This is a genomic window from Allobosea sp. GW822-FHT03F07 (assembly GCF_058801345.1).
Genome location: NZ_JBXAND010000010.1, coordinates 41,899 through 67,349 on the forward strand (window position 1 = coordinate 41,899; position 25,451 = coordinate 67,349).

Sequence of the window (25,451 nt, forward strand, 5' to 3'; positions counted from 1 at the left end):
TCATGCATCGGGGCGATCGGGCAGGCGACCGAGTTTTTCAAGAAAATCTCGAATGGCCTGGTCGACCAGCCGCAGAGGCTGGACCTGGCGTTCCGCCGCGATCTGTCGGATCGCGAGATCGATGGGGCGAGGCAACCGCAAGGCCAGCGGACGTGAAGCTAACCGATCGCCAAAGCCCTCAAACGGGTCGCGCTGACGAGTTGGCATTGTAGATAGGGGAGGCGTCGCGACGCGATCCACCGGTCGCTCGACAATCACGGGCGAAGCGTCTGCCGGCCGCAACGGTTCCGTGCCATAGTCAGGTGTCACGACCATCGGTTGAGGCGCCGGTATGGTCTCGACCGTCGCCTTGCGCGGCAAGGCGAGACGCGGTTTCGTCTCGCTCACGCATCCCCCTCCTGGCTGGCGGCGAGCAATTCGCGCACGACCTGGTCAGCGTTGTAACGTGCCTTGCGCACGGCTTCGTCCTTGTCGTTCATCTGGTAGAGCGTGCCATGGCCGTTCGTCATGGTGCGGTAGGTGATCCGGCGATAGAGCGCATTCTGGCAGAGTTTGACGCCCTCGCTGTCGAAATACCCCAGCACCTCCCGGATCGGCGCGGTGTTGCGGTCGAGGCTGTCATATTCGTTGATCACCACCCTATAGGGCGGGTCCGCGACCCCGATCTCGGCCGCGCGCTTCTTCATGAAGCCGACCGTGCGAACGATCTGCGAGGCGTCGAACATCGAGACCTTGCACGGCAGGATCACGAGGTCGGCCCGAAACGCTGCCTCCGTGATCCGCGTATCGGCGAAACCCGGTGTGTCGATGATGACCGCGTCGCGCTCGTCGAATTCGGTCAGGCGCTTCAGCACGGCTGATTCGGTCGTTGCATGGACGATGTCGATGCCAGCTGGGTCGTGTCCGCGCGCCCGCGATGACGCATGCCATTGATAAGCGGAGCCCTGCGGGTCAGCATCGACCAGTCCGATCGCATAACCCTGCTGCGCCAACTCGCCAGCGAGCAGGATCGACATCGTCGTCTTGCCGCTGCCGCCTTTCGGGGTCGCCACCGCGAAAATGCTGGCCATGTTCGTGCCCTCGACCACTTGCCGACGATATGCGTTACTAACGGATTGAAACGCTGCTTCAGTCATTAGTCAGTATATTGACTAGTTCTGTCAAGGCGCGACTGCGATGGTCCGCCATCGCGTCGGTCACGAAGCACTGTGACGCCGACTGCGTTGCTGCATCGCTCGCGACCTCTGGCGGTCATGGATCGGAGCGGCGCGGGACTGTCGCAATCATCGGGCCATGGAATGCCGTAGCCGCGAAAGGACGGACGGCCGCTGTGGTTCTGTGCGGCGATGCGGTAGCGCAGCATTGCGCTTGTGACGAAGCGTCGCTTTCGGGCAATCCATACCTATGGGCCCAATTGAGTGCGAGACATCGTTGACGCCGCAGTCCGTGCACCGTGAGCTCGTGGACGCATGCGATGCAGAAGGAACGCTCTGACGGAACGTAGCAGTGCGGAGCGCGGTGAATGCGCGATCGACGCAATACGTTATCTCGTCACCACCGCATGCGTGATCGTCGGCGGTTGCCCTATGATCGAGGCAAACGTGGGCTTATCCGATGCAACTACGGCGCCGCCGCTTTGGTGCCGAGGGCATGGCGCTCCGGGAGTTTGCTCGGGGAGGAGCAGCGTAAAAGTTAAGTCAGTATTCCGACTATTGATTGACAAGATACCGGTTTGTGGGCCAAGCCAGAGGCGACTGCGAGACGCAGCCGGGGCGCTAACGCGCCGTCGACCGGGAAGGGACGGAGATGGCCCGTTCTGCTGCCACGCCGAGACGCAAGCCCAGGCTCCGGACCGAGCTGTCCGAGGCGGATGAGCGGCGCCTGCAGGAGGCGGTGGAGCTGTTCGGTTTGCCAAAGGCGGAGGTCGTGCGCCGCCTGATCCGAGCATCCGTTCAGGCCGGGCCGGCGCTATCGGTCCAGAACATGGAGGCGGTCGTCGCGCTGGCGGCCGAGGTCAGGCAGATTGGCCGCACCCTGGCGCAGATGCTGAGGACGATGCGTCAGGGCAGGGGGACCGACCTCGCCGTGGCGGAGCAGGTCTGGAACGAGCTCTACGGCACGATTGCCGCCATCGACGAAGAGTTGACCGCCATGACGGTGACGCACGGCGCACGGCTCAGAGAGCTTGCGCGGCTGTCCGCGGTCGACGCGGTCGCGACCGAAGGCGCCATCGCATGAGCCGGGCCGCCGTGATCCAGCGCTGGACGGAAACGTTTCGTGGCGCTCGCGAGACCGTTGCCCATCGGCAGGCACAGCGGCAACAGCCAGCCCTGATGCCGAGGCAGGCAGGCGAGCGCGGCGAGGATCTCGTCCTGCCCCAGGCGTTAGCGACGTTGGGCACACGCCCCATCTTGCATGGCGTCACCATCACTGGAGGGCGCGATGCCGAACGTGAGCGCCGCCTTGACAGTGTCAGGCCGAAGGGCGGCAGTGGCGCATTGCCGGCGCGACAGGCGCGTCCCGCCCGGATCGAGGGCGGCGCTCTCAGCCGGGCCCGTCGCCTGGCGGCTGGCTATCAGCCGGCCGTGGTGAAGGTGATCTCCTATGCCCATGGAGCAGCACGAGCGACCGCGACCGGGCAATACGTACAGCGCGAGGAGGTCGCGCTCGAAACCCATGACGGGCGCATCCTGGCCGATCGCGAAGCGGTCGCCGATGAGATCAAGGAGTGGTCCAAGGCTTTCGAGACCCGGAAGGAGAGCCAGGATGTCGTCGCGATCAGGCTGAGGCTGCATGGCGTGCGCGATACGCCGGCCGGCCGAGAAACCTACGAACGCGCGATCGCCTCAGGTTTTGCGGGCCACCGGCACGCTTTTCGGCTCGAGCCGACATCCGACGGAGAATTGGACGCGCGGCTGGTGGTCGTGATGGCAGGCGCTGCAAAAGAGCGCTTCAGGGTGCGCGACGAGCAAATCGGCCCTGAACAGGATGGCTTTAGCCAGAAACGTCTGGACGCCAGATCGGAAGCGGCCATCAAGGCGCGGATCGAAGCGGCTATCGGCCATCCGCAGCACGCCATGAGCGTAGAGCCCGGTGCCACACGGCATGGGCGCGACGGGGTCGCCTACCAGCTCAGGCAGCACATCGCGAAACATGGTGCACTGACCGACGACCGTGGTCAGTCAGTCCCCGACGCGTCAGGTGCACGCGAGACCGCGCGGGATTGGGGACCGTCGCTACGGTCGCAGTCGCCACGTGACACGATGCATCTGATGATCTCGGCCAAGGCCGGGACCGACGTCGCGGCGTTGACCAATGCGGTGCGGGAGTTCCTGCATGACCGCTTCGCCGACCACAAGTTCATGTTCGGCATCCATACCGACAAGGAGGCGCAGGGGCATATTCACGCCCACGCCGTCATCACTGTGAAGAACGAGAACGGCCAGAAGATCCATCCGAACAGAGATGACTTTCGGACCTGGCGTGAGGTCTATGCCGAGCATGCGCGCGCCCAGGGTCTCAAGATCGTGGCGACGTCGGCGATAGAGCGGGCTTCGTCCCAGAGCTATGGTGCCAAGGATAAGGCGATCGTCGATGTGGCCGACCGCCCGCGCCCAGTGCAAGAGGCCCTTGATCGCGCCTATGCGGGGGATCCCAGCAATCACGGACTTATCGAGAAAGCGCGGCAGCGCATTGCGACGGCTCGCGAGAATCCGATCAAGCTGCCGCTGAGCAACGCGGACCGCCAGGCTGTCAGCGATGGCTTGAAGGCCTGGTCGGCGGTTGCGCAAGAGGCGTCACGGAGCGCTGTCGCGTCGGAGATGGTCCAGCGGTTGACGATGGCGCAAACGCTGGGTGGCATCATCCACACCCTTGAGAAGCGCATGCAGCATTGGTTGAGCAAGGAGGACAAGCCTGTGGCGATTACATCAGAGCAGATGGCGAAGGATCTTCGTGCGATGAACGACGCGGTCTCGCGCACGACCGATCTTCTCGATGGCGCGACAAAGGACCAGTTCCGCGAGACCTCGGCGCGCTATCTCGAAACCCTGGCGATGCGGGTGGATTTTCAGCGGATGCAGGAACGAGGGGTTCAGGAGCTGTCGCGCGGAGATATCGAGCGACTGGCCGGCGCCTCGGCAGACCGGCTGATCGAGCGCGCCGAGGCGGTCAGGCTGAAGGAGGAGCGTGAGGCTGCGGACGCGCAGCGGCTATCGGATCGCGCGATCGAGGTCGAACGCCGGCAGGAGGGCAGGGCCGGGCTCGATCCGCAATCGCAGCGCGATCTCGTTTCAGAGCGCGCGATCGTTGTCGGCACGCAGCAAGCTGCCGCACGGGAGGCGCGTGAGGCCGCCGCAGCCGTTGAAGCGGCTCGGGTTCTCACGGAATCGCCTGGCCAGCCTCTGCCGAATGCGCTCATCCAGACAGACGCTCTGGCGAAGTTGAAGGCCGAGCAGGAAAAGCTATTGCGTGACGTTGATGCGGATCGTGCAGCGTCAGAATCCGTCAGAGGGCAGCGAATTAGGTAACATGAATGCGAAGAGAGCGGATTCGCGTCATCGCCACTGCATGAGTTGATGCCTTTCGTAGCCACGAGCCACATGGGCACGTGGGGGCGATAGCGATCGCAGACGGTCTGTCTCCAATCAGATGCTCAACGGCTTTCAATTGGTCGGCGCCTAGATTACGATTGGTCGCATGACCATTGACCCCTTATCGCATGATCATATCACACGGCGCGCCGAGGCGCGGGTTACCGTGGCGATCGCGGACACGCGTGTCGTTCTCGTCGTCGGGCCAAGGCAGGCAGGGAAGACAACCCTTGTCCGCAGGTTTGCGACCGAGACCCGGCCCTTTGTGACGTTGGATGATGCACAAACCCTGAATGCTGCCCGCACCGATCCCGTGGGTTTTATTCGTTCGTTGCCTTCTGCCATCATCGACGAAGTGCAGCGTGCGCCGGCGCTGATGCTTGCGATCAAGGAGACGGTCGATCGCGACACGTCGCCCGGCCGCTATCTTCTGACCGGGTCCGCGAACGTCATGGCGTTGCCGAGCATCGGCGACTCGCTTGCCGGTCGTATCGAGATCATCCAGCTCTTGCCGTTGTCCCAGGCCGAGTTGACCGGCAATTCTGGCAGTTTCGTGGATCGCATGTTCGAGGGCGACCGGCCAATTGCAGGACAAGCACCGGCTTACGGCAAGGCGCTCGTCGATCGTGTCCTGGCCGGCGGCTATCCCGAGCCGCTTCGACGGTCAGCCGCGCGGCAGAGGATCTGGTTTCGCGACTATCTGAAGCTGGTGCTCGATCGCGGTGTTCGGGATACAGCAGACATCGAGCAACTGGGAAAACTGCCGATACTGGTCGCAATGCTAGCCGAGCACTCGGGTCAACTCGTCAATCTCAATGCACTGTCGACGCCGCTGGAATTGTCGCGGCCAACAATTCGAAAGTACATCACCATTCTTGAGCACTTGTTTCTTCTGCAGACAATTCGGCCCTGGTATTCGAATCGGTTGTCGCGCTTGATCAAGACGCCCAAAATGCATTTTATCGACAGCGGACTGTTGAGCGCGCTGAGAGATGCCAACGCCGAGGCGTTCCAGCTTGATCGAACAGCATTCGGTCCTTTGCTCGAAACCTTCGTGACGTCTGAGATTTTGAAGCTTTTGTCCTGGAGCGATCGATCCATTCACCTCTCGCATTTCCGGACCAAGGATTTCGACGAAGTGGATCTGGTTCTTGAAGACAGCAGGGGTCGGATCGTCGGGATCGAGGTCAAGGCATCCGCAACCCTGCGATCGAAAGACTTTTCCGGCCTTATGAAATTGCAGAATGCAGCTGGCGACAAGTTCATTCGTGGTCTGGTTCTCCACGACCACGATCGGGTCACGCCGCATAGTGAAAAAATCCAGGGTGCGCCGATATCAGTGCTCTGGGACATGTGACTCGCATAATTTAGATTATGGAACATGACGGCGCTTCGGTAGCTGTGCTTTCGGCACCGGACAGCCGTTTCATTCATCGACTTAACTGCGGTTTGATCGTTGCATTTCATGTTCCTCATCTGATCGCTAACAACAATGGTAGTAGTCGGCGAGTGGCTGTGCACAGCGATGGGCCGGCGCCCTTTAACTGCGCTGTAGCCGGCCCATTCCTGTGTATGGGCACGGGCCGCTCAAGCTTACCTCTCCAGCTATTCCACGGACGCTGTCCGGGACGGTCAATATCGGACCTTTGAACGTTCCCCGCGTCTGGGCGACAATCTGGTGCGACCTACTGAAAGCCTCTCTTGGGACGTCAACGCGAAGAAGGCATCTGCGAGCGCTCGGCTCGGTAGACGTTCTGGCGAAGCCTAAACGGCGTTCCAGTGGGTCAGGTGTAGAGATCGGGAGGTTGGTCATAGGCGCCGTGGTACCGACTGAAGGTCAAGCCCGGCGGCACCGAACCACGCTCGCATACCAGCAGTACGCTTTTGGCATCTTTCGTGGGCTGAGCAATAGACCCGGGCCGCGGGCCGGCATTTGTCAATGCCGGAATTTGATGAGGGCTGATTGGCACCGCCGAAGTCACCACTACCCCAGATGCTGATCGCAGGGAGTGGATCGTGGCTGCAGTCTCCGAAACCGCATCGATTGCCAAACCGTTGCCGAGGATCGGCGTCGGGGCTGCAAACGGTCACCATGGAGAGCTGCTGCAAGGAGTCTTCGAACACCGGAACGGGCAACTTCACCGCGGCCTAGTCACCCTCCCGCTCGCCACATTGGTATCGAAGGCGACGTTCACCTGTGCAGCTACACGCGACCTCACCGTGCGTCCAGGCGACAAGGTCAAGGCGGGCTTGGCTGCACGCGAGACGCTGAACCATCTGAACGTTGCTGAAGGAGGTTTTCTCAATATCGAGAGCAGTATTCCAATTGGTCATGGTTACGGCTCCTCCACTGCGGACGTCGTCGCCTCCATCCGCGCTGTGGCGGCTGCCCATGCTGTTCAGCTACAACCCTCTCGTGTCAGCCAACTGGCGGTCGCCGCCGAACGCGCTAGCGATGCTATCGCCTTCGACGGCCACGCCGTCCTCTTTGCGCAGCGAGAGGGTACCGTCCTGGAGGATTTCGGCGGCTCATTGCCGCCTCTGCTGTTGGTCGGCTTCAAGTCGACTGGAGGACGGCCTATCGATACGCTGGATATGCCGCCAGCACGCTACGACAGTGTCGAGATTCAACAGTTCCGTGTCCTGCGCGCGCTAGTCGCCTATGCGGTTCGCTATCAGGATCCGAACTGCCTTGGGCGTGCGGCGACAGCTAGCGCGCTGCTCAGCCAGCGACGGCTGCCCAAACAGCATCTCGAACGAGTCATCGAAATCGCGGAAGGGGCTGGCGCGTGCGGCGTCCAGGTGGCGCATAGCGGCTCACTGCTCGGCATCCTCTTCGACCACGCCGGCAAGAACTTGCGACAGCGCGCGGAAAGCGTCGCGGCATCAGTGCAAAGATGCGGCTTCTGCGACGTCGAGTTTCACCAAATCAACGACGACGGCGCGAAATGGTAGCCTTGGACGATGACTATTTCCGCGCGCTCGAGCTCCCTCGCATGGCCGCGCTATCACCAAACCTGATCGCGGCAGCTTTCCCGCTGATGAAGCTCATGCCGGCGCGCTACATCCTGGACCGCGCAGTCGCCGATGGCGCCCTCGAGGCCGGGATGCGCATCGTCGAGACGACATCCGGCACATTCGGCATGGCTCTTGCGCTGCTGGCGGCGGCACGAGGATATCGGCTTACACTGGTCTCCGCCTCAAGCCTTGTAGACACGAAGTATAAGGCGCGCCTCGATGGTTTAGGCGCGCAGATGATTATCACGGAGGACCACGCCGGCAATGGTGATCAACTGACGCGCCTGAAGCGGCTCAAGCAAATTCGCCGCGAGGAGCCCGACTGCTTTTGGCCACGGCAATACGACAATCTCGGGAACCCGCTCGCCTATGCAAGGCTGGCCGAGCTGCTCGTGCGGACGGTCGGCCAGATCGACTGTCTTGTTGGCTGTGTCGGGAGCGGCGGCTCGCTTTGCGGGACGGGAACGTTCCTACGCGCGGTCTTTCCGCATCTCCTTGTCATCGCGGTCGACACTCACCGAAGCATTCTCTTTGGACAACCTGCCGGCAAGCGGTTGTTGCGCGGTCTGGGCAACAGCATCGTGCCGGGCAATCTCCGGCATGACCTCATCGATGAGGTCCACTGGGTCGGGGCATACCCGGCGTTCCGCGAGGCTCGCCGCCTGCTGCGTGAGCATGGCATCTTCCAGGGGCCGACCAGCGGAGCCGCGGCCCTCGTTGGCAGATGGGTTGCGAGCACTCGGCCCGGAGCCCGGGTCGCGGTCATCATGGCGGACGACGGTCACCGATACGCGGAAACGGTCTTCGATGACGCGTGGCTCGGCTCGTTACCGGGCTGGTCTTGCTCGCCGCCTTCCGAGCCCCGCGAGCTCATGATCATCGAGCCTGGGTCCGAGGCCGACTGGATGCGGTTCAAGTGGGCCAGACGCAACCTCGACCAGATCGTCCATGATGAATTCAAGAATGAGGGACCCTCTCCCTAATCCGTGGGCCGTCTACCTTTGCCGCCCATCAGCGTGGCGGCATTGTCGCCAAGCCAATCCCAGGCATCGTCCGTCGATCGAAAGATCGTGCAATCTTTAGTTCGGCCGACCGATCGATCCAGGTCCTTCAACCCGCTGGCGGTGGCAACTGCTACCACGTGATCATCGGGGGCTATGACACCTTCTTCACGCAATCGCGCAATCGCAAGAAGTGGCGTGACCGACGCCAGTTCGGCGAAAATCCCTTCGTCGTGGGCGAGGCGCTCCTGCATCTCCACAAGCCCGTCATTGTTCACCGGCACGGCACGGCCGGAGGACTCGCGCAATGCTTTCAGGGCCTGATAGGTGCTGCGTGGCGCACCGATCGAAATAGCAAGGCTTTCGAATGCCGGGCTGCGTTCTTCGAGCCTGTCGCTACCGGTGGCGAGCGCCTGCGCCAGCGACCCATGCACCTCGGCCGCAACCATCCTGGGCAGTCGCGAGATCGCGCCTTGCGCAAACAGTTCCTGAAATCCCGTCCAGATACCAAACAGCGCGTCGCCGTAGCAGACGGGCAAAACACACCAGTCAGGGGCGATACCACCTGACTGCTCGACGATCTCGTAAGCGATGGTCTTGTAGCCCTCGATACCAAGGGGGTGGCTGCCAACGACGGGCGCGCGATAGGGCGATGTGATGAACCAGCCATAGCGTGTCGCGGCTTCACCAAGCAGGGTCCAGCGATCCATCTTGTTGGCGAGCGGCAGAACGGTTGCACCGTATTTCCTGATCTGCGCCAGCATAGCGTTGGCCGAGCCGCCAAACGTAGCGACAATACACTGCAGCCCAGCGCGTGCGGCGTATGCGGCCAGTGAGGCTCCAGCATTGCCGGATGAGGCCGTCGCCACCACCTTTGCCCCTTGAGCGCGCGCCACCGACACCGCAACAGTCGAGAACCTGTCCTTGTGCGACCATGTCGGATTTCGGCCTTCGTCCTTGATGAAAAGGTTCCGGACTCCCAACGCACGACCGATCCGGGCGGCTTCAATCAAAGGCGTCTGCCCCTCCCCGAGCGAAACGGCGTCCTCCAGCGAGCATGGCAGCGCATGGGCATAGCGCCACATTGATCGCGGCGCGTTTGGTGCGACCGAGAGCGGATCAACGGGCGAGGCGTAAACCGGCTTGAGATTGACCGGCGCAGCGTCGCGGCAAGCCGGACAGCCCCTGGAATCTATCTTGATGCTGGCCGGGTAGGAAGCGCCGCAGCGGATGCAGCTGAGCCCGACGAGGCTCGCAGCACCCGACGCTGCGTGATCCTTCGGATGCTTGCTCTCCAGCTTAGGTCGATGTTTGGAGGCCGGGTCCGAGCCGCCTGCGGGAAGCCTGCTAACAGGTTGGCCGGCCATCGCAATTCCTTTGTACAGGATCGTTCAGTTGCCAACCGGTTCAAACAGGCGACCACACCTCTGTCAACGCGGAATGTTCACTATAGTGTGTCGCACCATAGTGCTCAACGCCGCAGCTTTCGCGGGATGAAACTTCGCGCTGTGTTTGGTCTGAACGTGCAGCGACTCCGAAGGGAAAGAGAGCTCTCGCAGGAGCAGCTATCTTTCGTTTCGGGGCGCACGCGGGCTTATATCAGCAGCGTGGAAGCCGGACGGCGTAACGCTACGCTCGATACGTTGGAAATCCTGGCGAAAGCGTTGGACGTTGAACCGCAGGATCTGATCACCGCAAGAGCAGCGGAGCGGCGCACTGGCCGTTCAGCCAAGCGGTCGAAGCCTCATACAACGGACTGACCTGCAGTTCTTCCATCTGCACCATGACGCCCGAAAATAGTCAGCCGGCCTGACTCCTACATTAGACAATCGGCGTTCACGGCATTGAGGTCGGCCCCGAACACGCTTAAGTTGAATCTGGCATTGCAAGACCTGCCGAGGTCTATCGATGAAGAACGCCACCGTTTTGGATCTTTTCGCGACGATATCCGAAATCGACGTCGCATACTCATCTGAACGCGCCGTCGAAATATTCAAGGGGTTTCTACGGCGTTACGGCCTGCACAGTTTTCTGATCGCCAGATTGCCTGTCCCTCACGACAGCGAATGGCATCGTGCGATCCTGCATGACGGATGGACGAGTGAGTGGTTCGCTCGCTACGAGTCCGAAGGGCACTTCCATTACGATCCTTGCGCCGCGCGCAGCCGCCTCACCGCGGAGCCATTCCTCTGGCATCAATTGCCTATCGACAGTTTGACACCGCGTGGCCGTCTCGTCATGGACGAGGCAGCTGAATTCGGTATGAAGGATGGAATTTGTGTTCCGATCCATGTTCCGCTTGCTGGCCCAGCCCTGGTGACGGCAGGGAGCGACCGCGTCGAGGTGCCACCCGGCGCGATGCCTCTGATCGAAACACTGTGCGTCCATTTATTTCGCAAAGTAAGCGTGGAGAGCAAATCGGATAACGACGAGGGATCGCCCTTGACGCCGAGGGAGCGCGAACTGCTGCAGTGGAGCGCGCAAGGCAAAACGACAGAGGATATATCTTGCATTCTCGGGATAACGACGAACACCGTCGAGAGTCACCAGCGCAACATCCGCGACAAGCTCGACGCAATCAACGTCGCCCACGCCATCGTAAAGGCTTTGCGCAGGTATGAAATTCAGATCTAGCAATACCGGAATTCCGGCATACAGTTTCCAGTAGCGGCGACCTACCCTCTCCTGCACCGCCAGGAGGAGCAATGACCGCAATTCATGTAGTAACCTGTATTAACAGGGCAAAATACAGAATTGAGCTGGAACGATACTTTCGTATCCGCTACGATATTTATGTCAAACGGCGGCAATGGCGTGCGTTGGCGCGCCCCGTCAATATAGAGATGGATGCGTTCGACACTGAGCATGCCATCTACTTGCTGGCGCTCGACAGCATCGGCAAGATCGTCGGCGGGTCGCGCCTTGTCCCGACGCTGCAGCCCCACCTGCTCGGCAATGTGTTTCCTGGGCTGGCGTCGGCCGGGCCGCCGCGGGCGCCAGACATCTTCGAATGGACGCGCTTCTTCATCGGCCCCGCCCTACGCAGCAGCAGCAGGTCGTCTCCGATTGCCGGCGTCGTCTTGTGCGGCGTGCTGGAGGTTGCTCTCAAACTCGGCATTCGGCAAATCAGCGTCGTATGTGAATCACATTGGCCAAAGCGTCTGCGGGCATTTGGGTGGAGCATAGCTGAGCTGGGAGATGTCCTGCAGCACGAGGACGGCGACATCATCGCGCTGCTAATCGACGTCACGCCAGAAGCGATCGCAAGCACCCGCCGCGCCTATGGCATCCGGGAGCCAATACTCGCCAACGTCACGATGCCAGGCTGACCCCTCGCGAATGCGTCGCGCGCAGCTGACCATACTGGTCCTGCGGCTTGGTCCGCTTATCGTGCTACGTGAACTATTTCCGGGATCCAGACTTTTCCTGCCCGTCGGCCATGGTGTCATCTGCACGATCCGGTCAGCCAGATACGCTTTCGTCCCCGATTGGCAGCACCTTAAGTCAATCCCCGGATTCCGTCAGGCTGAGCTGGAAGAATGGATGCAAGACTGACCACGGCTTTGACGGTCCGGAGTGCGTCAGATGGCAGTCTCGTTGCGTGTGCTCGGTCTCCACGATGAGGATGTCGTCGCCGGCATCGCGGTTGATCCCGACAAGGAATCCTATTCCGGCGGGCCAATCGGCGACATCTTTGACCAATTGCGAGCCTCGCCGCCACGCCAGACGCCTTTTGCGCTTTTCGATGGCGACACGGTCGTGGGCTTCATCGTTGCGCGGGAAGACGCCGCTTTGCCCGCCTGGGCGGAGAAAGGCTGTATGACCCTGAACAATCTGCGGATCGACACGCTCCTCCAGGGGCGCGGCTATGGCAAGGCGGCAATCCGCCTCGCCGCACAATGGATCGCGCGGGAACGGCCGACCATCACACATGTCATGTCGAGCGTGAACGTCGCCAATCTCGCCGCCTTCAACTTGAACCTGGCCTGCGGATTGACGCCCACGGGACGGATCGTCGAAGGTCGGATCGGTCGCCAGAGGATCATGATCGCTCCGATCGAGCGCCTTTGCAGCGATCAGCCGGGATCGACGTCGACGAGGAGCTTGTAAAGGCAATCACCCGGCTCGGTCAGCATCGGTGCACGCCGACAGGCGACCATACCGTTTTCGGTGAACGAGACCGGTTCGGGCACTTGCCACGGCTGATCGATGGCATGGATGACACCAGCAAGCTGGCCGGCCTGGACGACAGCGCCCAGTTCCGCTGCCGGTTCAAACAGCCCTTTACGCATGGCATAGACAAAGGCCCCCCTGCCCCGAACGCGCATGAATCGCGTTGGCGAGGCAGGATCGGCGATTGCGCCTGACAACAGACCATAGCGTTGCAGGACGCGTCGCAGCCCCTGCTCCGCGATCGCCAGCCCCTCCCGTGACAGCGCGGCGCCGCCGCCAAGTTCGGCGGTAAGTACCGGCACTCCAGCCCCCTGCCCGACCGCCGAGAATGTGGTCCTGCCACCGCCGCCGGAGCCGTCGCTGATGGAGGTTATCGGAGCGCCGAACGAGACCGCGAGCTCGGCAAGCTCCCGTTGCTCCTTCTCGCTTCCCCCGCTTCTGATCAGGGCGCATGGCACGTAGTCGCATGAGCGTCCGCCGGCGTGAAGATCGATGGCAAGGTCCGCCATGGCGAGGAGCACGGTGGCGACGTAATGCGCGATCATCGCCGTCGGGCCGCCAACGGGATCACCTGGAAAGGACCGGTTGAGGTTGCCTGCGTCCAGCGGGGAGACGCGCCGGCCGGCCTCGACGGCAGGCGCGTTGAGGCTGGGCAGGATGATGATCCGGCCCCTCACATCGGCCAGATCGATGTCCCGCACCAGCCCGGCAAGCGCGACCTGCCCTTCATATTCGTCGCCATGGCTGCCAGCCATGAGCAGGGCCGTGGGACCTGCTCCGTTCCGGATGCAAACGATGGGGATCGGCACCACGCCATAACCGGACAAGTCGGTCGAATGCGGCACGCGCAGCCAGTCGCATTGCTTCCCATCCGCCTCGAAGTCGAGCGGGGTCCAGACCTGCGTGTAACCCGTCATCGACGTTCTCTCAGTGCTTCAGGATCGTTTCCAGGAAAAGTCGGGAGCGGGGGTGGCCCGACGTGCCGAAAAAGTCGCGCACGGGAGCGCGATCGATGATGCATCCCCCATCCATGAAGACGACCTGATCGGCGACTTCCCGGGCGAAGCCCATCTCGTGGGTGACGCAGATCATAGTCATGCCGTCGCGGGCCAACGCGACCATGACGTCGAGCACCTCCTTGATCATCTCCGGATCGAGCGCCGAGGTCGGTTCGTCAAAAAGCATGATGCGTGGGTTGAGGCAGAGTGCGCGGGCAATCGCCACGCGCTGCTGCTGCCCGCCGGAGAGCTGGCCGGGATAGGACATGGCCTTCTCTGGTATCCGGACCTTTTCCAGATGAGCCATGGCGATGTCTTCCGCCTCGCCGCGGCTCCGGCCGGCGACGCGCCGCAGCGCCAGCGTGCAGTTGGACAGCACCGTCAGATGTGGAAACAGGTTGAAGCTCTGGAATACCATGCCGGTCTGGCGGCGCGCCGCGGCCGTTTCGCGGGCATTGAGACCGAGTGTCGTTCCGGCGAGACGCAGCGTGCCTTTCTGATAGCTTCCCAGGCCGTTGATGCAGCGGATGAGGGTCGATTTGCCCGAACCCGACGGTCCGCACACCACGACGCGGGCGCCGCTCTCGACCGCAAGGTCAACGTCGTTCAGCACGTGCAGCGCGCCGAACCATTTGTTGAGGCCTTGGATATCGACGATGGATTCCAATTGCGTTCTCATGCTCGACTTGGCTTTCGGTGAGTTATCGCGCGCCGACTGCAAGCAGGCGCCGTTCCAGACGCTTGACGCCATGGGAAATGACCAATGCGAGCAGCAGGAAGATGAGGCCGGCCACGACCAGCGGCTCGGTGTAGCGATAGGTTTCCGAGGCGATGTCGAAGGCGCGCCCCAACATTTCGGGAACCGCCAGCACCGCCAGATAGGGCGTCGCCTTGAGGATCGAGACGAAATAGTTGCCGAGCGGGGCCACGATGTTGCGCAACATCTGCGGCGCGATCACGTAGATGACGGCGTCGCGCCGGCTGAGGGACAGCGCCCGGGCCGCCTCCGACTGGCCCTTCGGGATGGCATCGATCCCCGCCTTGAAGACCTCGGCCAGATAGCCGCTGTAATAGAGGCTGAGGCCCATGACGCCGACCGTCATCGAGCCGAGGCGGATGCCGTAGAATGGCAGGGCGAAGTAGAGGAAATAGAGCCAGGCCAGCACGGGTGTCGACCGGATAAAGTCGATCACGAAGCCGGTCATGAGGCCGGCGACGCCACCGACGCGTCGCACCATCTCGAAGAGAAAGCCGATGGCGGCGGCACCGATGCAGCTCAAGAGCGCCACGTAAAGGGTCGTGCCGATCGCGCCGAGAATTGTCGGCACGCTGGACAAGGCGAAGACCAGATCAAATCCCACCGGAGCGGCTCCCGGGTGCGGCGACACGCGCCTCCAGCCAGCGTCCGGCCAGGGCGATCGGGTAACAAACGACAAAGAAGGCGAGGAGCAGCGCGGTGTAGATCGCGACGGGATTGTATTCGACCTGGGCGATTTCCTTGGCGCGGAACGTCATGTCGGTCAGCGTTACGAGCGATACCAGCGCCGTCGCCTTCACCAACTGGATGACGGTGTTGACGAAGGTCGGACTCATCGCGACCAACGCCTGTGGCAGCTCGATCAAGAGGAGGATTGCCGGGCGTGACAGACCAAGCGCCGCACCTGCCTCCTTCTGGCCGGTCGGAATAGCCTGTAGACCCGCCCGCACTGCCTGACTGGCATATCCGCCAGCGTTGAGACCAAGAACCATGGCGCTCACCGTGAGAGCCGACAAGGTGATCCCGACGACCGGCAGCGCGTAGTAGAAAACGAACAGCAGGATGATGACCGCGGAGCTGCGCCAGAACTCGATGACGGCTGTGACCAGCAGACGGGCGGGGCCGTGCGTGAGATATTGGGCGGCGCCGAACACAAGCGCAAAGGGAACGGCAAAGACCAGGGCGTAGGCGGTGACGGCGGCCGTCGTGCCGAGCCCCTGGAGAATGCCCAGCCAGATGTTGAGCAGGCTCATCGGTTCCCCCTCTATGGCTGTCGGTTGCAGAGGTCGGCGGTGGCGATGCCCGGCGGCACGGCTTCCGGATCGCCGAAGCCGTATTTCTTCATGATCGCAGCGAAGGTGGTGGTGCCTTTCAGCTTGGCCAGTTGCTCGTCATAGGTGGTGCGCAGGTCGACATCCTGCTTTCGGAAGGCGATCGCCGCGAAGTTGGTATGCGCTTTACCCACGTCGAACGGCGCCACGCGTTCGAGGCCGTCCGCACCTTTTCCGGCCAGAAGACCGATGACCGTCGGCGACGCCATCAGTGCTGTGTCAATCCGGCCGGCACGCAGCGCGGCGAGATTGGATTCGATGTCCGGGAACAGCAGCATGCGGCTCTGGGGCACGCCGGCCGCCGCGGCGTTAGTGGTGACGACGCTGCCGCGTCCGGCTCCCATGATGATGTCTTTTTGCACGGCGATGTCGGCATAGCCGTGGATCTTCTTAGGATTGCCTGCGAGGACAATGGCCGCGTCCGGGGCCTGGAGGTCCGGCGCGCCGAAGGCGACCTGCTTGCAGCGTTCAGGGGTGATCGAGAGACCCGACGCCACAGCGTCGAAACGGCCCGCCAGAAGGCCCGGGATGAGCGCTCCGAACTCGGTCACCTGGAACTCCAGGTTCTTGACGCCCAGATCGGCGAAGGCGGCTTTGAGAATATCGGGATGCCATCCAGTGGGTTCGCCTGTCTTCTCGTCGCGAAAACCCCAGGGCGAGCGGTTGTGGATACCGACGACGATCCTGCCTTCGCGCAGTATCCGTTCCTTGGTCGTTTCGGCAAACGCGCCGTTTCCGTTCGAGGTCAACAGCAAGGCAGCCGCCATCCCGAATAGCCCCATTGTTTTCACAGCCTGTGCGGCCATTTCACCTCTCCCGTTGGATGACTTGACGTTGCGCACGGAAAAGGTCGGTTCCGCCGAGGTCTTCGCGGTCGTCCTCCGGAGCCGGACCTGAATTGACGATCGTTTGGCCCGTCAAACGCCGGAGATCCTCCAATGCGGACCGAACTTGCGAGACTGGAAAATCCGTCAGGTCCGTATTGTCCTCCGCTTCGATCGCGATGACCGAGAGCTTCGCGGCGATCCCTGCAAGCGAGTTCGCGGGCGTCCGGGCAAGGCGCTCCAGCAGCTCTTGTTCGTGCGCACTTGCCAGTGCCTCGGCCGCCTTTGCTTCTGCGTAGGCCCGCCTCATGCCATCGCGACGCCCTGCCCTGCTGGCATGTTTTCCGTGGACGTTCTCCGAGGAACTCCTTCGCTCTAACAGTGCGGTCTCGAGCCGCTGTTGCTTCCGACATTGCTCCGCCATCGCGGCATGGGCCTCCGTCCATGCCAGTGACAACGCCAAGGCCGGGTCAGCCAACGTCGTTGTGTGAATTGGCTCGCAATCCGCAGAGCGAACTATCGGCGTCGTCCGACTCTTCCGTCCACGCGTGACGAAAGGCAAAGTCGTGGTATTGTCGGAATCAGCCATGATCCGAGCTCCAGACAGCTTGGTTTTGGTTAGGTCGAGCATGAGTGTGCAACCACCCTGCTCGACCGCCCACACCTCCAAAGAAGGCAGTTGGAGCGTGTGACATTGAAAGCCTACGAGAACGCAGAACGAAAAACAAGCCCTATGGCATCAAATGATACCTTTAGCGTAAATATCACTGGAGCACAGCTCCGTGCCGCACGGGCCCTACTGCAGATGGACCAAAAGTCGCTCGCGAAATTGTCGAACGTCTCTATCGCTACGATAAAGCGATTGGAGCCTGCGGCTGAACCAATCAGAGCCAATAAAGTGACGATTGAAGCGCTTCGGCGTGCCCTTGAGGCTGCAGGGATCGAGTTCATTGCTGAGAACGGTGGCGGCGTTGGCGTGCGCTTAGCCAAACGGTCCGATCATACTCAAATCGGTTGAGGCTTTCCGCCGGAGGATGTCGGGCGAAGTGGATGGCGTCATTGCGACCTGTTTCGGCCGCCCGGCTGACTTGCGGTCGGCCTAAGGGGACCGCATAGCCAAGCTTCACGCGTCGCGATCGTGAAGCAAGCCAGTGTAGATTTCCACCGTCGATGGTTGATCCGCGACGATTGGCCTTTGGCAGCGCGGCTACGTCAGGCTCTGCTCGCGCCGGCGGCGCGGGCCTGGGCACCCGCGCCTGGACGGTGCGGCTTCATCATTCGGAGGCTTAGGCGAAGGCCTTGGTTTCGGCGAGCTCACGGGTTCGTCGAATCCACGTCGACTTTCAAGCCACGTTGGCAGCCGACCCACGATGCGTGGGCAAGGCGAACCTAACGCATATGGATGGCATTTGACCAATTGAGAACATCGGACTCGCCTGCCACCTTGGCGTAGCCGCTACGATGCAAGCGCTGAATTGCTAACCGACATCATCGTCGCCGAAACTCTGCGCAAGCCGCTCCAAAATCGAACGCGCGTTTGAGAGCTCGGCATCGTCTAAGCCGCTGGCGCTCAGGTTAGCCGCCATCTCGTCAAATCCTGTTCTCTGCGCGACCTCGGTTGCCGACAGAACATCGCGCAGCTTGAAGCTTTCAGCCGGGAATCCGGGCTTGCGGCTGCCCAACGACAATGGTTTTCGTGAGCGCGTCTGAGCTGCCATCGCAATCTGCGATGGTCGCTCGGCCATGCCTGTAAACTCAGTCCGTTGCTCCAGTTCGGAGCTTTCGAGCTGCCGATAGGAAGGTGGGGATGGCGCTTTGCTCCCGTTGTCAAAGAGGTTCTGATTCTCCCGACGCGAAGCGCCAACCGCGGGTGCGCACTGTCCTGCGGCGTCAGGCTTATCGATCCAGGCCATTACAGTCGGCAATGCCGGCGCGCTTGCGGCTGAACGCTGAAGCCGCCGATATGGCTGATCTCGATAATGCCGGATCTTCGTGACCTCGAACGACCTCGAATTCTTGACCATCAGGATCGCCGTCCGAGCCGACATTTCGCGCAGCTCAACGGGCGAGCGCAGCGGCCGGGAGGTGTAGTGCGGTGCCCAGGCACGGGGCGCGAACAGCCCCTGCCCCGGCCGTGTGACGGGCGTCTTGTAAACTTGGGTCGTGTCGCCCAGCATTTCGGAAACAAACTCCGACGTCTCGAGATCGTTGATCTGGATGAAGAGCTTGATCTGCGAGCCCGACACGGTCGTGATCCGGGTGTTCTTGCCATAGAGCTCGTCGAGCTGAGCGAGGTCCTGCAGGATCAGGCACATGCGGAAGCCATAGCCGGCGCTGATCGTGATTTTTGAGATCAGCGCGTCCATGCGCCCGACATGGTAGAACTCGTCGAGCATGAGCAGCACCTGATGCGGCTCGTCGGAGCCAGGCAGCCGCGCCATCAGCATGTCGTGGATCTGCTGGAACAGGATGCGGATCAGCGGCCGGAAGATGGCGAGCTCGGCGATGGTGCAGCCGATAAAGATCGTCATCGGCGTGCGGCGCAGCTCACGGATGTCGAAATCCGACGTCTCGGTCGCCGCAGCAATCAGCCCGTTGTTCCAGAGCGACATCGCCATATTGAGATTGAACACGGCCGAGTTTCGGGTTTCAGGCTCGAGCGCGATGTACTGGTTGAAGCTGTCTACGACCCAACTCGGCAGAAGCGATTTTTCGGTCTCGACGATCGCGCGCAGGACGGACGAAATATCCTTGCCGGTGGTGGTCATGCGCGCGACCGAGCGCATGTGCTCCGCCTGCGCGGTGAGCGGCGAACTCAGCACATAGCCGATCAGAGCTGAGAGCAGCAGGCGCCCTGCCCCGGCCCAGGTATCGTCGGCCTTTTCGGGCATGATGAAGGAGGCGACGACGAGGCAGTCGGTCGCCATCAACTCGTCGCGGCGGACGAAGTCGAGCGGATTGTAGCGATGGGTGTCGCGCGATCCCGGGGAGAACATGAAGACCTTGTTGCCCATCCGCTCGCGATGGCCGGCCAGCGCCTCGAAGTTTTCCCTCTTCGGATCGAAGAACACGGCCGAGCCTTGCCAGAGATAGCCGTTGGGCAGGACGAAGCCGGTGCCCTTGCCGGAGCGTGATGGCCCGACGACGAGAACATGGGCGGGCTCGTCGGATCGGATTGTGACGCCGCCCATCGTGCCGAGGATGATGCCTTGCTTTCCCGTCAGGCCCTGTTTTGCCGCCTCGATCAAGGTGCCGAAGCGGGCCGCGCCAAAGGGCATCTGGCGGCGATTGGTATGGCCAAACAGCCAGCCGCCGAGCCCGAGCGCGATGACGCCTCCGGCCGCGATCCCCGCACGAATAAGCGCTTCACCTTGCGTGGCCGGATAGTTGAGCCGCGCCTGAAAATGGTTCCAGGCGATCAGGGCGAAGCCGGCCGAGCGATCGGCGTTCTGCATCCGAAACAGCGCCCAGCGATTGCTGCCCTCACTTGGGAATCTGGATGGCGCCCAGCGCCAGGCGACTACGATTTCGTAGGCGAGGCTCCAAAGCAGGAAGAAGGCGAGCAGCGCGAATGCGGCGACGCCAGCCCTATAGAGATGGACGCGCAGCACGGGCGCCTCCCCGCTGCTTGCGCTTCGCCTGCCATTCCGCCATCCGCGAAAAGTAGATCGCCGACATGCCGCGCCAGCCGCCGATCTTGGTCTGCTGGATCACGATCGGCAGGACGGACTGGATATAGGCGACGATTTCGTCGCGCCTCAAACCCAGCCCTGCCTGCATCACCATCAGCGCGAGCTGCTCGAAGGCGCCCTGCGGACTATCGGCATGGACAGTGGTGATCGAGCCGGGATGGCCGGTGTTGATGGCGCGCAGGAAGGAATAGGCTTCCGGCCCGCGGATCTCGCCGAGGAAGATGCGATCAGGTCGCAGCCGCATCGAGGCTTGCAGCAAGGTCTCGACCGTGACGCGGGCCTCGCCCTGATCACCCTTGGAGGCGACGAGTGCGAGATGGTTGGCCTGGATCGGGCGAACTTCACGCGTATCCTCGATCGTGATGATCCGCTCGTCGACGGGCACCTCCTTCAGGATCGCGTTCAGGAAGGTGGTTTTGCCTGACGAGGTGCCGCCGGCGAGCAGAATCGAATAGCGACTGACGACCGCGAGCCGGATGAAATCTTCGATCTTGCCACCGTCGAGAAGTGCACAGAGCTCGCGATCTACGTCCGACAATTCGTTTGCCTTCGCGACCTTCACCCGGTCGAAGGAGCCGAGCTTGCGATAGTCGCCAAGCCCCATCTCCTTGATTACCTGCTTGCGGATGGCAAAGGCGCCGCCACCCGTCGTCGCCGGCGGCAGCACCCCTTGAAACCGCTCGCCGGTTGCCAGTGCCGCCGAGAGCAGTGGATGCTCCTCATTGACGCTCTGGCCGGAATGGCCGGCGACGCGTTCGTTGAGATGACGGATCGCGCCGGTCGTCAGCTCAGGCAGGGCGTGGCGCTCCATCGCGGCTTGCCCGAAACGCTCGACAAAGATTTCGCCGGGACCATTGGCGCAGATTTCGACGACCTGGTCGTCATCGAGCCAGGGACGTAGAGGCGCGAGCGCCCTATCGAGGAAGACGGGTCGATGCAGGCTGATTGCGTTCACGACGAAGCTCCCTCAGCGCCTCCTTGACCGGATCGGGGTAGAGCGCGGCAAAATCGAGATCGCGCCGCACGAACACGGTGATCCGCGTACCCTGGTCGAGATGGATCGTGGGTGGAATGTTGATCGAGTTCTTCAGTGCCTCCTGGGCGATGTTGGTCAGGGTCTGCGATACGTTTTGCGCCGCGATCTGGCGCGCCTGCAGCAGCTGGTTCGTGCCGCTCGCACCGATCTGCGTGGTGGTGGTGGCGCCCGTAAGGGGATCGGTCGTCGTGATCGTCGAGCCGTTGCCGTTGTTACTGTCGGACTGTCCGTAACCGCTGAGGAACTGGGAGACACCCCCGACGAGGCTCAGCACGACCGCGGCGCCGAAGCGCTCGAGATAGTGGTTGTCGACGAAGCCGGTGTTGCCGGCGCGGCCGAGCTCGTCGGCGCCGTTGGAGCCGAGCTGAACCGAGACGCCGTCGGAGCGCAGTAGTCGCGTCCAGACGATGAAGACGCGGGTCTGGCCTTGAGCGAGCCCGGATTTGTATTCTCCGACGAGCCGGCTGCCGGCCGGAATCAGGACGCGACGGCCGTCGAACGACCAGACATTTTCCGCCGTGACGGCGCGGACCATGCCTGGCAAATCGCTCTGCACGGCTGTCTCGAGTACGCCGCGAATGGTCGTCCCTTGCGCAATCAGCGCGTCGATGCGGTCGTTCTTCGTTGCCTTCGCAGTTTCGACGCCCGCGCTGGCGACGGAAGCCAGAAAGCGCCGGTTGGGATCAGTCTCCTGATCGGCGCCCGCCCGCCCACCGTTGCCGTCGGCTGCTGGACCTGTGGCGGCGTTGCCGCTTGCATCGGTAATGACCTGCGGCGCGCGCAGCCGCTCCCATTTGCGGCGCTCCTCCTCAAGGCGTTGGCGTTCGAGTTCTGCGAGGCGTCGGGCCTCGTCGTCATTGGCGATGCTGGGCGGAAGGAACTCCGGCGTCGGTGGCGCCGGCAGGGCCTGCGGCGGCGCGACCGGCGGGGGTGGGATCGACGGCTCCGGCGTCTCAGGTGCCTGCGGGATCACGATCGTTCCCTGCCCTGTCTGGGGCCGTGGCGTCTCGAGCGAGGGTGCTGGAAACTGCGTGGTCCGAAACTCTTCGGTGTCCGGCGCTGTCATGTTCCGGGGACCTTGCCGGAACGAGGACGAAATCATCCAGGCCGCCAGCACCAGGGCTCCAACCGGAACCCCGATTTTCAGGAGATTGCCGAGCGCGGTCGGGGCCCGTGCGACGGCGGTTGCGGCGGCGGCCTCCAGCTCGATCGAGCGATATTCATCGGGTCTCGGCATATCTCCTCCCCTTCACCGCCTGGCCTGGCCGACGCGCTGAGGCGCAAAGGGCTCGAGGCCCGTCGGTTCGCGGAGATTGCTGGTGCGGCGGTTGAACAGGCAGGTCGATTCCTGGCCATTGCGCAGGGTCCATTGCGCGGCGACCTTGTCGACGACCACGAACGGCCCTTCGATGCGATGATTGACCAGAGCTTCGTTGCGCTCGCCATCGACGCTGTAGATCGCCGGCGTCTCGCCCTCGAACCGGAACCAAGTTTTGTTGCCGTCGTCGAAGACCGCCAGCGGCTTGTTCACCGACGAGCCCTTATAGGCATAGTCGCTGTTGGCATTGGCGATGTTCAGATCCCTGAGGTTTGGATTGGCGGCGCGCTCCTTTGCGACTGAGAGCAAGCGCGCATCGGCCTCGTCATCGGGAAAGCGGAACCGGACTGTGTAGAGCTGGCCTTTTGGCGGCCGCTCGTTTGAGCGCAGCACGAAGGAATAGACCCGCTTGTCTGTAACGATATTGAGGTTCGACTGCGCGTTCTTCTCGACCGGCTTCAGGAAGATGATGTTGCCCTTGCGGTTGGGCTCGACCTTCCAGGCAATCGAGTCGCCGATCGCCAGGGTCTCGATCTTCTCGCTGTCCTGGAAGACGATCATGGTCGAGGTGCCATAGGTCGCGTCGATCGCCGTGACATTGTCGCGGCTGTAGACGATGTCGCGAATGCGCGGATCGGTTCGTCCGGGCGCCGGCACGGCCTCCGACCAGGCCGGAGCGTGCGAGGCGGACAGCCAGACCGCGGCCAGGAGGCCGCGCGAGATCACACGGAAGTCCATCACGATCGGGGCGATCCGACGGTTCCGGGCGACGGTGCGGTTTCCTGATCTCGGCGATATTCCAGCGCCTGGAAGCCGAGCGGATTGTCGAACCGGTACTCGTTGCGCATCGGCGACGCCGTGTAGCGGAAGCGAAGCAGCGAGACCCAGTTGCGGGTGGTGATCGAGGTGGCCGACTTTTCCTCGGTCGAAAAGCGCACCAGCGCGGTGCGGTTATTGGGAAACGTCACCGATTTGATCGCAACGTAGATCACCGTGTTGGTGCCAAGCAGCCGAACGGGATTTTGCGGGTTCGCCGGCGAATAGATCTCGGTCAGTTCGCGGGCGGCATCGCCTGTCGCCAGCAACTGCGCGAGGTCAAAGTTGTCCTTCAGGGCCTTTGGATCATAGGTCTCGCGCGCCTTCACGTAGCGCACGACGTTGAAGGTCGTGACGGCCTCGTCCTGGCTCAAGGGTCCTTCGGCCATCGGCCGCTTGACCTCGACAAAGCCGGTCGTCTTGTCGACGACGACCATATAGGGCTCATAGGTCTTGAGCGGCACAAGCAGTGCCAACGTGCCGAGCGAGGCCAGCGCGACAACGGTCATGATCGTCGCGACGATCCAGGCGATGGCGCGTGAATTGCGGTTGCGGCGAGCCAGATCATGTTCCCAGGTGATGCCATCCGCGAAATAACGCGGATCGAGCTTCGCTGCGGGTTCGTTGGAAGTCGGATCGCTCATGAATTGGCCTTCGTGCTTGGCCGAGCACCGTTCTCGGGATTGCTGATCTGCGCGGCCAGGCGCTGGAATTCAGGCGATTGCGCCCACTGGTTTGAGCGCAGGCCGACACGGGCGCGCTGACGGGCCGAGAGTTCCTCCCGCCGCGACAGCGAGGCCGGGTTGAACGGGTTACGGACAGCTGCGCCTTGGGCATGGGCCGCGCGCGCGGCGCGGTAGCCTGTTGCGTTGGCATAGAACGCGCCAATCCGTGGCGCTCCTATCGGAAACCCGCCCGCGATTGCAGCCGCGACATTGTTAATCTGGGCAAGCAGCAGGATGCCGATGATGGCCAGCAGCACGACGGGCCCGATCGTCGCCCAGGTCGCATTGCGCGAGGCCGCGACGCCGTTCAGCGCGTCGACCGATTGCTGGATCAGCGAGACGTAGAAGGCCAGAAACGCATAAACCAGCACCTGCACCACGAAATACTGCACCAGCGCGCTCATCCAGCCGCTAAAAAAGCGGCTCGTGACGCCAAACAACAAGAGCAGGATGAAGACCGGCGCCAAAGCCAGCAGCAGCCACATGAACAGCTTTGAGAGCACGATCAGGAAGAGCGCGAAGCCAATCAGGATCGCCATCACGACATAAAACACGGCGGCGAAGATGTAGGGGCCCCAGTTGGTAATGCCGGCATTCTGCAGGAAGGCTTCGGTCGCGTTGTTCGTGGTGTTCCACATGTTCTGCAGCGCGTTCTGGACGCCGTTGACCGAAGTGAGATTGGCGGACAGGCCCGTGCTGTTGGCGGAGGTCACGGCGCTCAAGAGCGCATTGCCGATTGCGGACGGGCCGTCGTTCATCAGCCGATAAGCCAGCGTTTGGAAATCGCTCCAGCTCGTCGCCATGGCGTAGATCAGGAAGGCGCGAAACAGCCGAAAGGCATGGTCGGCTGGACCGCCCGTCGCCGTACCCTGCCAGATACCGACACCCCACAGAATGACGTAGAGCGTCAGCAGGAGGCCTGCGACGCTGGTTGCGCCGCCTTGTGTCGCCGCGTTCGAGAGCGCCTGATAGGCGGTCGAGACGTAGTTCTGGCCGATCTGATCGACCTGCGACAGCAGCGTTGTGATCGAGAAATTGCCCATGCCGACGGCTCAGATCGGCCGCATCGGACCGCACGGGTCGCTCGATGCGAACGGCTCCGGCAGGGAGGGCGCGGCGGCGTAGGCCAAGGGCTGCCCGCCCTCGTCTGGACCGCATGGCGCCTTCAAC

General features: G+C 62.4%; 25 protein-coding genes. 10 read left to right on the forward strand and 15 right to left on the reverse strand.

Features of this window, described 5'->3' with window-relative positions; all coding sequences use genetic code 11:
• Together AC1RMY_RS22345 and AC1RMY_RS22350 are read right to left on the reverse strand one after the other, a co-directional pair.
• On the reverse strand, positions 1 to 387 hold the full coding sequence (locus tag AC1RMY_RS22345) for a hypothetical protein (RefSeq protein ID WP_492868288.1): 387 nt from the start codon (positions 385 to 387) through the stop codon (positions 1 to 3).
• Entirely contained in the window at positions 384 to 1,070 is a 687-nt protein-coding gene (locus tag AC1RMY_RS22350; RefSeq protein ID WP_492868290.1) for an AAA family ATPase, read from the reverse strand. Before AC1RMY_RS22350 ends, AC1RMY_RS22345 begins: the two co-directional genes overlap by 4 nt.
• A gap of 736 nt (positions 1,071 to 1,806) precedes the next feature.
• Between AC1RMY_RS22350 and AC1RMY_RS22355 the strand changes: the two genes are divergently transcribed.
• The 5 genes from AC1RMY_RS22355 (at position 1,807) to AC1RMY_RS22375 (ending at position 8,593) form a co-directional block, all read left to right on the forward strand.
• Positions 1,807 to 2,238 (forward strand): hypothetical protein, encoded by a 432-nt coding sequence (locus AC1RMY_RS22355; protein ID WP_492868292.1) that lies wholly within the window; start codon positions 1,807 to 1,809, stop codon positions 2,236 to 2,238.
• Positions 2,235 to 4,529, forward strand: a complete 2,295-nt coding sequence (locus tag AC1RMY_RS22360) for a relaxase/mobilization nuclease domain-containing protein (protein ID WP_492868294.1) — start codon at positions 2,235 to 2,237, stop codon at positions 4,527 to 4,529. The genes AC1RMY_RS22355 and AC1RMY_RS22360 overlap by 4 nt, the downstream gene beginning before the upstream one ends.
• 169 nt (positions 4,530 to 4,698) lie before the next feature.
• Complete coding sequence (locus tag AC1RMY_RS22365) at positions 4,699 to 5,949, forward strand: ATP-binding protein (RefSeq protein WP_492868295.1); 1,251 nt, start codon at positions 4,699 to 4,701, stop codon at positions 5,947 to 5,949.
• Between the two features lie 659 nt (positions 5,950 to 6,608).
• The gene (locus tag AC1RMY_RS22370) at positions 6,609 to 7,547 is read left to right on the forward strand and encodes a GHMP family kinase ATP-binding protein (RefSeq protein ID WP_492868297.1); all 939 of its coding nucleotides are present in this window, start codon (positions 6,609 to 6,611) and stop codon (positions 7,545 to 7,547) included.
• Positions 7,541 to 8,593, forward strand: a complete 1,053-nt coding sequence (locus AC1RMY_RS22375) for a PLP-dependent cysteine synthase family protein (protein WP_492868299.1) — start codon at positions 7,541 to 7,543, stop codon at positions 8,591 to 8,593. The genes AC1RMY_RS22370 and AC1RMY_RS22375 overlap by 7 nt, the downstream gene beginning before the upstream one ends.
• On the opposite strand, the gene AC1RMY_RS22380 is transcribed toward AC1RMY_RS22375, so the two are convergent.
• Complete coding sequence (locus AC1RMY_RS22380; RefSeq protein ID WP_492868301.1) at positions 8,590 to 9,978, reverse strand: threonine synthase; 1,389 nt, start codon at positions 9,976 to 9,978, stop codon at positions 8,590 to 8,592. The two genes, AC1RMY_RS22375 and AC1RMY_RS22380, sit on opposite strands and share 4 nt — an antisense overlap.
• A gap of 126 nt (positions 9,979 to 10,104) precedes the next feature.
• Between AC1RMY_RS22380 and AC1RMY_RS22385 the strand changes: the two genes are divergently transcribed.
• The 4 genes from AC1RMY_RS22385 to AC1RMY_RS22400 all read left to right on the forward strand — a co-directional run bounded on the left by AC1RMY_RS22385 (position 10,105) and on the right by AC1RMY_RS22400 (position 12,721).
• On the forward strand, positions 10,105 to 10,371 hold the full coding sequence (locus AC1RMY_RS22385; protein WP_492868303.1) for a helix-turn-helix domain-containing protein: 267 nt from the start codon (positions 10,105 to 10,107) through the stop codon (positions 10,369 to 10,371).
• 148 nt (positions 10,372 to 10,519) lie between these two features.
• Positions 10,520 to 11,245: a LuxR family transcriptional regulator gene (locus AC1RMY_RS22390; RefSeq protein WP_492868304.1), complete on the forward strand. Its 726-nt coding sequence runs from the start codon at positions 10,520 to 10,522 to the stop codon at positions 11,243 to 11,245.
• Positions 11,246 to 11,316: 71 nt separating this feature from the next.
• Positions 11,317 to 11,940, forward strand: coding sequence for an acyl-homoserine-lactone synthase (locus AC1RMY_RS22395; protein WP_492868305.1), 624 nt, complete (start codon positions 11,317 to 11,319; stop codon positions 11,938 to 11,940).
• A gap of 256 nt (positions 11,941 to 12,196) precedes the next feature.
• Entirely contained in the window at positions 12,197 to 12,721 is a 525-nt protein-coding gene (locus AC1RMY_RS22400; protein WP_492868307.1) for a GNAT family N-acetyltransferase, read from the forward strand.
• On the opposite strand, the gene AC1RMY_RS22405 is transcribed toward AC1RMY_RS22400, so the two are convergent.
• The 6 genes from AC1RMY_RS22405 to AC1RMY_RS22430 are packed head-to-tail and all read right to left on the reverse strand — an operon-like array spanning position 12,688 to position 17,283.
• Entirely contained in the window at positions 12,688 to 13,701 is a 1,014-nt protein-coding gene (locus AC1RMY_RS22405; protein ID WP_492868308.1) for a succinylglutamate desuccinylase/aspartoacylase family protein, read from the reverse strand. The two genes, AC1RMY_RS22400 and AC1RMY_RS22405, sit on opposite strands and share 34 nt — an antisense overlap.
• A gap of 10 nt (positions 13,702 to 13,711) precedes the next feature.
• Complete coding sequence (locus AC1RMY_RS22410; protein ID WP_492868518.1) at positions 13,712 to 14,461, reverse strand: amino acid ABC transporter ATP-binding protein; 750 nt, start codon at positions 14,459 to 14,461, stop codon at positions 13,712 to 13,714.
• Positions 14,462 to 14,483: 22 nt separating this feature from the next.
• A complete protein-coding gene (locus AC1RMY_RS22415) occupies positions 14,484 to 15,143 on the reverse strand; it encodes an amino acid ABC transporter permease (RefSeq protein WP_492868309.1) in 660 nt (219 codons plus the stop codon).
• Positions 15,133 to 15,792 carry an amino acid ABC transporter permease gene (locus AC1RMY_RS22420; RefSeq protein ID WP_492868311.1) on the reverse strand — a complete coding sequence of 220 codons (660 nt, stop codon included), beginning with the start codon at positions 15,790 to 15,792 and terminating at the stop codon, positions 15,133 to 15,135. The genes AC1RMY_RS22415 and AC1RMY_RS22420 overlap by 11 nt, the downstream gene beginning before the upstream one ends.
• A gap of 11 nt (positions 15,793 to 15,803) precedes the next feature.
• A complete protein-coding gene (gene ehuB, locus AC1RMY_RS22425) occupies positions 15,804 to 16,676 on the reverse strand; it encodes an ectoine/hydroxyectoine ABC transporter substrate-binding protein EhuB (protein ID WP_492868313.1) in 873 nt (290 codons plus the stop codon).
• Between the two features lies 1 nt (position 16,677).
• Positions 16,678 to 17,283 carry a hypothetical protein gene (locus AC1RMY_RS22430; RefSeq protein ID WP_492868314.1) on the reverse strand — a complete coding sequence of 202 codons (606 nt, stop codon included), beginning with the start codon at positions 17,281 to 17,283 and terminating at the stop codon, positions 16,678 to 16,680.
• Positions 17,284 to 17,388: 105 nt separating this feature from the next.
• On the opposite strand from AC1RMY_RS22430, the gene AC1RMY_RS22435 reads away from it, so the two are divergent.
• On the forward strand, positions 17,389 to 17,712 hold the full coding sequence (locus AC1RMY_RS22435; RefSeq protein WP_492868316.1) for a helix-turn-helix domain-containing protein: 324 nt from the start codon (positions 17,389 to 17,391) through the stop codon (positions 17,710 to 17,712).
• Between the two features lie 460 nt (positions 17,713 to 18,172).
• On the opposite strand, the gene AC1RMY_RS22440 is transcribed toward AC1RMY_RS22435, so the two are convergent.
• Genes AC1RMY_RS22440 through AC1RMY_RS22465 form a run of 6 tightly spaced genes read right to left on the reverse strand, consistent with a single transcriptional unit; the run spans position 18,173 to position 25,324 of the window.
• Positions 18,173 to 20,305 carry a type IV secretory system conjugative DNA transfer family protein gene (locus AC1RMY_RS22440; RefSeq protein WP_492868318.1) on the reverse strand — a complete coding sequence of 711 codons (2,133 nt, stop codon included), beginning with the start codon at positions 20,303 to 20,305 and terminating at the stop codon, positions 18,173 to 18,175.
• The gene (gene virB11 / locus AC1RMY_RS22445; RefSeq protein ID WP_492868320.1) at positions 20,283 to 21,341 is read right to left on the reverse strand and encodes a P-type DNA transfer ATPase VirB11; all 1,059 of its coding nucleotides are present in this window, start codon (positions 21,339 to 21,341) and stop codon (positions 20,283 to 20,285) included. The genes AC1RMY_RS22440 and virB11 overlap by 23 nt, the downstream gene beginning before the upstream one ends.
• Entirely contained in the window at positions 21,301 to 22,659 is a 1,359-nt protein-coding gene (gene virB10 / locus AC1RMY_RS22450) for a type IV secretion system protein VirB10 (protein WP_492868322.1), read from the reverse strand. Before virB10 ends, virB11 begins: the two co-directional genes overlap by 41 nt.
• 12 nt (positions 22,660 to 22,671) lie before the next feature.
• Positions 22,672 to 23,478, reverse strand: a complete 807-nt coding sequence (virB9, locus tag AC1RMY_RS22455; RefSeq protein WP_492868520.1) for a P-type conjugative transfer protein VirB9 — start codon at positions 23,476 to 23,478, stop codon at positions 22,672 to 22,674.
• A complete protein-coding gene (locus AC1RMY_RS22460) occupies positions 23,478 to 24,200 on the reverse strand; it encodes a VirB8 family type IV secretion system protein (RefSeq protein ID WP_492868324.1) in 723 nt (240 codons plus the stop codon). The genes virB9 and AC1RMY_RS22460 overlap by 1 nt, the downstream gene beginning before the upstream one ends.
• Complete coding sequence (locus tag AC1RMY_RS22465) at positions 24,197 to 25,324, reverse strand: TrbL/VirB6 family protein (protein ID WP_492868326.1); 1,128 nt, start codon at positions 25,322 to 25,324, stop codon at positions 24,197 to 24,199. Before AC1RMY_RS22465 ends, AC1RMY_RS22460 begins: the two co-directional genes overlap by 4 nt.
• Positions 25,325 to 25,451 lie beyond the last annotated feature (127 nt).